This window comes from Streptomyces phyllanthi (assembly GCF_009377205.1).
GTDB lineage: Bacteria > Actinomycetota > Actinomycetes > Streptomycetales > Streptomycetaceae > Streptomyces > Streptomyces phyllanthi.
Map to the genome: position 1 here is coordinate 1 of NZ_VJZE01000934.1, position 1,056 is coordinate 1,056.

The 1,056-nt window shown below is 74.5% G+C and carries 1 protein-coding gene; it reads right to left on the reverse strand.

Translation table 11 applies throughout. The features are described from left to right. On the reverse strand, positions 1 to 962 hold a 962-nt coding region (locus FNH04_RS46230), incomplete at its 3' end, for a glycosyltransferase (protein WP_152792181.1). Positions 963 to 1,056 lie beyond the last annotated feature (94 nt).

Below are 1,056 nucleotides of genomic sequence, written 5' to 3' on the forward strand. Positions count from 1 at the left end.
ACCCAGAGCCCGCCGCACGGCGCCCGCCTCCGCCCCAAGCCCGCCATGACGGTGTGCACGCTCCTCCCCCGCTCCCGTACCAGCCGCAGACTCTCGGCCAGCAACGGCACCCGCTTGGACGCGTCCAGACGTCCGGCGAACAGCACGAGCGGCCGGTCCACCGGTACGCCGTACTCCCGGGCGAGCCGGGCACGGGCCGTACCGTCGGGGCGAAAGCGCTCGTGGTCGATGCCGCGGCGTAGCAGCGCCATCCGGTCCGCGCCGAGTGTCCGGGAGAGCTCCTCGCACCCTTCCGGCGTCGGCACGAGCACGCGCTCGCAGCTCCGCAGCAGCCTGTCGCGCCGCCACCGCAACCAGGTCCCGACCCGGTCGGCAGCCCACTGCGCCCCCCGGTCCCCGAGCAGGCCGCCCGTCGCCCGGCCGGCGAGGTACCGCGCGTACACCGAGGCCAGCGCCGGAACATCGGTGTGCACGGAGCCCACGACCCGGGGCCGTACGGCCCCGCGCCGGGCGAGCCGGACGGCGGTGGCGGCGTACGCGAAGCAGTGCGTCAGGTGCCAGACGTCGTGCCGGGGAAGCAGCGCGGCGAGTCGCGGGTGCCAGGGTGCCAGGTCGGAGATGTCCTCGGCGCCGTCGGACGACGTCAGGGCTGCCGTACTGAGCACTGGCGGCAACATGACGAACCGTACGCGCGGCGACAGGGGTTCGACCCGCTCCCTCCCCCGCCGGCCGAGGAAGTAGACGGTCAGATCCAGCCCCGCCCCACCGGCACCGCCGGATCCGGGGCCGGGCAGCCGCGCGGCGCTCTCCGCGAAGCGCTCCCAGCACTTGACGTGGCCACCTGCCGTACCGCTCCGCACCAGCTCGACCAGGACCGCCACCGAGACCGGGACCGAGACCGGGACCGAGGCCGGGACCGAGGCCGGGACCGAGACCGGGACCGGGACCGGGACCGAGACCATGATCCCCGAGTACCACTCGGGTGGCTGATCCAATCGGCCTCAGAAGCCCCGGTCTGCCTCAGAAGCCCCGGTCTGCCTCAGAAGCCTCCGCCGA